Raw genomic sequence first — 6,533 nt, forward strand, 5'->3', positions numbered from 1 at the left:
CGCTGAACGACCGGTACGAGCTCGCCCGGCACGACCGGCAGCTGTTCCTCAAGATCTCCTACGCGTTCCAAAGGTAGGCGCGGCGAGGCATCGAGGCGGGCGGGCGCGGGCGCCGCGACCCGCGCCCTTAACTTACGCCCCGGTACGCCGCGGCCGCGAGCTCGGGCGCCCGCGTCCCGCCCTCGCGCCTCGCCGCGCCTTCGGCGCCGTCGGCCTCCTGCAGACGAGCCTGGCCCTATTCGGCTACTTCTTTTTCTTCTCCGTCGGGCCTCCTGCGTTCGTCCACGCGTCGAATCCGCCGTAGAGCGGATGAACGTTCGTGAAACCGTGATCGAGGAGCGTCTGCGCCACACGGGCGCTCGAATGCTCGTTCGGTCAGGTGCAGTACGCGACGATCGTCCGATCGCGTGGAATTTCTGAGAGATGCTCTTCCACCTCGTCCGCCGGAACGCGAATCGCTCCGGGAACTTTTTCCTTCGATTCGCCCCACGCCTGTGGATTCCGAGCGTCGATGAACGCGATCGGCTCGCCCCGGTCCATTCTCGCCTTGATCTCCTCCGGGGTGACCCGCGTGACTTCGGTGGCGGTTTGCATTTCGACCTCCGTGCCATCGGAGCAGCAATCGGCGAGCCAGTCGTTGACGGATATCCGCATAGAATCCCGGCGCATGCATCCCTCGCCGCGCGCGGACGTCCGCGTGTATTTCCTCTTCTTCGCTTCCGGGCTCGCCTCGCTCGCCGACGAGGTGGTCTGGTTCAAGCTCCTCGACCTGACCTTCGGCGTGACGACGCTCGCGACGGCGACGCTCCTCGCCGTGTTCATGGCGGGGCTGGGCCTCGGCAGCGCGTGGACGGCGAAGAGAGCGCCGCGGATCGGACGTCCGATGTTCGCGTACGGCCTCGTCGAGGCGGGGATCGGCGTCTTCGCGCTCTCGACGCCGCTCCTCTTCTCGGCCGTCGATGCGGCGTACGTCGCGGGATATCGCGCGGCGGGCGGCGCCCCGGCGACCCTCTTCTTCGTCCGCTTCGTCCTCTCCGCCGCCGCGCTCCTTCCGCCGACGTTCCTCATGGGAGCGAGCTATCCCCTCCTTTCCCGACGCCTCGAGCGGGACGGACGCGGCGTGGCCTCGGCGCTCCTCTACGCCGTGAACACCGCGGGCGCCGTCGCCGGCACGGCGCTCTGCGGATTCTGGTCGATCCGCCGGTTCGGGGTGCACGCGACACTCGTCGGCTCCGCGTGCGTGAGCCTCCTCGTCGCCGTCGTCGCGCTCGTCGGGGCGGCCGAGCGCGCCGCGCCCCGCGAAGAGCCCGGCGAAACCCGCGGAGCCGCCCCGGAAGGGACGTGGATCGCCGCCGCGGCGATCACCGGAGTCGTCGCGCTGGCCGACGAGGTCCTCTGGACGCGCGTCCTCGTCCTCCACCTCGGCTCGTCGGTCTACTCGTTTTCCCTCATGCTCGCGGTCTATCTGGCCGGCGTCGTCCTGGGAACGGTGTGGGCCTCGCGCCGCGGGCGCGATCCCGCCGCGGCTCTCTTCTGGTCGGCTCTCGCGCTCTCGGCGCTCCTCGTTTCCCAGGCATTCGCGTTCCGGGGCTTCGAGGGCGCTCTGCTGTTCGCCGGCTTGAAACTCGTCCGCGCAAGGACGTTCGGCGACCTGCTGCTGACGCGTCTCCTCGTGACGGCCGCCTACCTCGTCCCGCCGACGTTTGCGAGCGGAGCGATTTTCGCGTTCCTCCTCCGCGCCTCCCGCGGGAGCGCCGGCGAGACGCCGCGGCGCGCGGGGAGGCTGTACGCGGCGAACACCTTCGGCGGAATCGCCGGCGCCCTGCTGGCGGGGACGGCCGCGATCCCCGCGATCGGCACCCAGAACACCCTGTTCGCGACCGCGGCCCTCGCCGCGTCGGTGGCGTTCCTCGCGCGCCCGCGGAGCCTCCTTCCCCTCGCCGCCGCGGCGGCCTGCGCCGCGGCGATCGTCTTCGCGCGGCCCGGCGCCATGCTCCTCTCCGCGGGGGTCCTCTCCGACGTCCCGGCGAAGGACCTCCTCTACTGGAACGAAGGGCTGACCGGGACGATCGCCGTCAAGAGGATCGAACGCCCCCGCCCGTGGCGGTCGCTCGAGTTGAACGGCGTCAACGTCGCCGGAACCTCCCCCGACCTGTTGCTGACGCAGAAGCTCCAGGCGCACCTGCCTCTCGCGCTCGCCGACGACCCGAAGCGCGTCGTTCACATCGGATTCGGCTCCGGAGGGACCGCGTACTCGGTCTCGCGGCACCCCGTCACGGAGATTCGCATCGTCGAGATCTCTCCCGAGGTCCTCGCGACGTCGGACCGCTTCTTCCGCGACGTCAACCACGGCGTGCTCGCGGACCCGCGCGTCCACGCGGTGATCAACGACGGGCGGAACTTCCTCCTCGCCACGCGGGAGAAGTTCGACGCGATCCTCTCCGACTCGATCCATCCCCGCTACGCGGGAAACGGCGCGCTCTACACGGAGGAGTACTTCCGCCTCTGCGCCCGCCGCCTGCGCCCGGGAGGCGTCGTCTCGATGTGGCTCCCGACGTACGCGCTGCGCCCCGAAGACTACCGCGGGATCGTTCGCGCGTTCCGAGACGTCTTTCCGAACGTGAGCATCTGGTATCCGCACGCCGTCGGGAACGCGTTCACGATCGTCGTCGCAACGCCCTCCCCGACGATCGACCTCGCGCGGTTCGCGGCCCGCCTCACCCCGGCCGTGCGCGCCGATCTCGCCGGCGTGGGAGAAGACGACCCGGCGGAGCTCCTCTCGAACCTGATCCTCGCGCCGCGCGACGTGGGGCCCTGGGTCGCCACGACGCCGCCGCACACCGACGACCTTCCGACGGTCGAGTACGAGAGCGGACGCGTCATCGGCGCCGAGCGCACGTGGTTCGAGACGCTCGCGGACCTGGCGCGGCGGCGCAGTCCCGTCGACGCTTTCGTCACGGGACTTTCGGAGGGCGACCCGCTCGCTGCCCGGGTGCGCGCCCGGTTCGCCGCCGCGGCCGGCGCCATCCGGGAGCAACTCGAGGAGCTTCGCCCGATCGCCGCCGGAGAGCCGTAGCGATCTCGCCGCGAGCGGTGGCGGGTGGCGCGCGGTCGACCCTCTGGGAGCCGACCGCCGCGCATCGCCCTGTAACCCTGTCCGCAGAATGCGCCGGTCGGGCCCCCTCACCCGGCCGCCTGCGGCGGACGCCCTCTCCCGCCGGGCGAGCGGAAGTCGGCGGCTTCGCTTCGCTCGCGACTCCGTGTGGACGGCCGCGCGACAGGACCCGCGTCCCCCCGCTCGCCTCCTCCGTCCCGCGACCCGCCGGCCGCGCGAGCTACTTCTCGAACATCTCCGAGGCGGGGACGATCCGGACGTCCTCGGCCTTCACGGTGATCGGGTGCTTCTCGATCGTCCGGTCCTCCGTCAGGACCGCCTCCGGCGTTCCCTGCGTGTCGTAGTGGATCGGCGTCGGCTCCCCCGAGACGAGCTGCGCCTTGAACTTCGCGGCGTCGTCGGTCACGACGGCGACGTCGAAGTTCTCCTTCGGCAGGTACTTGCGAACCGCGGCGTCGACCTCGGCCTTCGTCATCGAGGGAAGACGGCGGGCGAGCTCCGCCTGGATGTCCTTGCCGTAATACTTCGCGTCGATCGCGTATCCGAGCCGCCGCGACGCGTTCTGGGTCCAGAGCTTGTTGTAGGTCTCGAGGAACTTGCGCGTCTGCTCGAAGTCCTTCTCGGGGATCCCCTCCCGCTCGAGCTCGTCGAGGTGATACAGCGCCGCGCGGACGGCGAACCACGTGTTGCCCGGCACCACGGGGCGGATCCAGATCGAGAAGAACTGCTCGCGGCGCGCGATGTTCGGCGCCGGGAACGTCGAGTACCCGTCCTGGACGAAATTCTCGATGTAGGAATAGTCCCCGTAGTTGAGCCCGCGGACGCCGCGGAGCCGGTTCATGAGGACCCCGTTGAACGTCCGGTGCTCGCCGAGATAGGAGTTGGCGACGTAGAGCGGATAGAAGTCGTCGTCGGACCGCGTCAGTCCGATCGGCGCGCCGATCGACACGGCGTTGGCGCGCGCGTCCTTCTGGACGAGCAGGACCGAGGTCTTCGAGAGCGGCGCCGGCGCCGGCAGCGAGACGCGCGGGGCGCCGGCGGCCGGGAGCGCCTCGAAGGACGCGGCGAACGCGTCGGCGAAGGACGCCGGGTATCCGCCCGCGAGACCCACCGTCAGCCGGTCGCGGGTGAAGTGCGTCCGATAGAACTCCTTCACGTCGTCGACGGTGATCGACTTCAGCCCCTCGACGGTTCCCGCCTCCGGATGGCCGTACGGCGTGCCGCCGTAGAGCATCCCGTTGAGCGACTCCTTGCCGAGCTCTTCGTCGTCGTTGCCGCGCAGGCTCTTGGAGATTTCGTCGATCGCGTCCTGGCGGTGGCGCTTGAAGTCGTCGTCGGCGAATTTCGGGTGCCGCACCGCGTCCTCGAGGAGCGCGGCGTAGCGCGTGAGGTTGTCGCGATGGATCACGCCGAAGAAGGTCGTCATCTCCTTGGCGACCTGCACGCGGATGTCCCCGGCGATCGGGTAGAGAGCGTCGATGATCTCGGGATAGGTCTTCGACTGCGTGGCCCCCTCGGCCATCATCGTGGCGGTGAGGGCGGCGAGCCCCTCCTTGCCGGCGGGATCGTCCTGCGAACCGCTCCGGAAGACGAGACGCACCGCGACGAGCGGCGAAGCCGGCGAGGGGAGGAGCACGCGGTCCATTGCGCCGGTTGCGGGCCCCGCGGGCGCAGCGGCGCCTGCCGGCGCGGCGGCCACCGAGAGGGAGAGCAGCGCGATTGCGATCGTCGTCTTCACTTCGATTCTCCTTTCTCGGAAGCGTTCTCCTTCGGCGGCTGGAGCAGCACGACCGTGCGGTTCGAGGCCGCGAAGTACTTCCGTGCGGCCTCGGAGACGTCCTTCGGAGTGATCGTTCCGAACAGCGCGTAGTAGTCGTTGAACGCGTCGGGGCGGCCGGAGAGCGCGACCGAGTAGGCGGCGGTCACCGCGACGCGGTCCGCCGTGTTCAGGCCGCGGGCGAACGCGTACCGCAGGTGCGAGACGGTCTCGGCGACGGTCTTCGCGTCGGGCGGGTTCGCCGCGATCTTCGCGATCTCGTTCTCGATGTCCTTCTCGACTGCCGGCACGTCCTTCTCCTGCTTGACGCGGGCGACCACCTCGAACAGGAACGGGTCGCGGTGGTTCTCCGCGCCTCCCTCGAGATCGTCGACTTTCTGCTCGTCGAGGACGAGCCGTTTGTGGAGCGGCGCGCGGTCGGAGAAGAGGAGCTCGGAAAGCACGTCGAGCGCCGGGCCGTCCTTCGACGTCGTCGAGAACGCCGGCGTGTGGTACCCCATGAAGACGACCGGGAGCGAGGCCGATTTCCACTGCACGACCCCGCGCTCCTCCTTCTTCTGGGGCGGCTCGGCGGGGACGGCCGGCCGCGCCGGTCCCTTCTTCCATCCGCCGTACGCCTTCTCGGCGAGCGCGAAGAATTTCGCCGAATCGACGTCGCCGGCGACGATCACCTGGACGTTGTCGGGACGGTAGTACCGGTCGAAGAACTGCCTCGAATAGTCGTACTGGTTCGGCATGTCTTCGACGTCCTTGAGGAACCCGATCGTCGTGTGCTTGTAGGTGTGGCTCGAGAACGCGAGGTCGCGGAGCTTCTCGTCGAGGGGCTGGAACGGGTTCGACGCCCCCTTGTTGTATTCGCCGAGGATTGCCCGCGACTCTTTCTGGAAGGCGGCGTCGGTGTACTGCAGGTGCTGGAAGCGGTCCGCCTCGATGTCGACGATCGTCGGGAGCGACTCCTTCCCGGCGAGCAGGTGGTAGACGGTGAGGTCGTCGGACGTGAATGCGTTCGAATCGGCGCCGATCTCCTTGACGATCTCGTTGTATCGGTCCGCCGGATACTTCTCGGTTCCCCGGAACATCATGTGCTCGAAGAAATGGGCGAAGCCGGTGTGCCCCGGCTCGACCTCGTTGCGCGAGCCCGTCCGCGCGACCGTGTAGTAGGCGATGAGCCCCGGCGAGTCGTAATGGACGGCGTAGAGGTGCAGGCCGTTGGCGAGAATCTTCCGGTCGATCCGGAACGGGAAAGCCTTTTCGGCGGCGGCCGCCGCCTTCGGGTGCGGCGTGGGCCGGGCGGGAGCGGGCGCTCCGGCGGCGGCGGCGCCCCACAGCAGGACGGCCGCGAGGGTGAAGGGCTTCATGGTTCCTCCAATCATCGAAGGCTTCGATCCTAACAGCGGCGAAGGTCGCGCGGAATAGTGCGGTCCGTGATCAGCGGAAAACGACGACCGTCGCCCCCCACCCGCCCCGCTCGGCCGGCGCGTCGAAGAAACGCTCGACGTCGGCGCGGCGGGCGAGCAGCGACCGGACGATCTCGCGCTGGACGCCGATCCCGCGGCCGTGGATCAGCCGGACCTCGTGGAAGAGCGGCCGGGCGGCGTCCAGGTACTCGGTCACCGCCGAGGGAACGTCGGCCGGGAGGAA

At 69.5% G+C, this 6,533-nt stretch carries 5 protein-coding genes; 1 reads left to right on the plus strand and 4 read right to left on the minus strand.

Annotated elements, in window-relative coordinates:
• Positions 1-375 precede the first annotated feature (375 nt).
• A complete protein-coding gene (locus tag VKH46_09260; GenBank protein ID HKB71018.1) occupies positions 376-654 on the minus strand; it encodes a rhodanese-like domain-containing protein in 279 nt (92 codons plus the stop codon).
• Positions 655-667: 13 nt separating this feature from the next.
• Between VKH46_09260 and VKH46_09265 the strand changes: the two genes are divergently transcribed.
• Positions 668-3,076 carry a fused MFS/spermidine synthase gene (locus tag VKH46_09265; protein HKB71019.1) on the plus strand — a complete coding sequence of 803 codons (2,409 nt, stop codon included), beginning with the start codon at positions 668-670 and terminating at the stop codon, positions 3,074-3,076.
• A 259-nt stretch (positions 3,077-3,335) separates the two neighbouring features.
• Here the strand turns inward: VKH46_09265 and VKH46_09270 are convergent, their stop codons facing one another.
• The 3 genes from VKH46_09270 to VKH46_09280 form a co-directional block, all read right to left on the minus strand.
• Complete coding sequence (locus tag VKH46_09270) at positions 3,336-4,853, minus strand: pitrilysin family protein (GenBank protein ID HKB71020.1); 1,518 nt, start codon at positions 4,851-4,853, stop codon at positions 3,336-3,338.
• Positions 4,850-6,250: a pitrilysin family protein gene (locus tag VKH46_09275; GenBank protein ID HKB71021.1), complete on the minus strand. Its 1,401-nt coding sequence runs from the start codon at positions 6,248-6,250 to the stop codon at positions 4,850-4,852. The genes VKH46_09270 and VKH46_09275 overlap by 4 nt, the downstream gene beginning before the upstream one ends.
• 70 nt (positions 6,251-6,320) lie before the next feature.
• A partial coding sequence (locus VKH46_09280; protein ID HKB71022.1) for a Smr/MutS family protein occupies positions 6,321-6,533 on the minus strand: 213 nt, incomplete at its 5' end.

The organism is Thermoanaerobaculia bacterium (assembly GCA_035260525.1).
Lineage (GTDB): Bacteria > Acidobacteriota > Thermoanaerobaculia > UBA5066 > DATFVB01 > DATFVB01.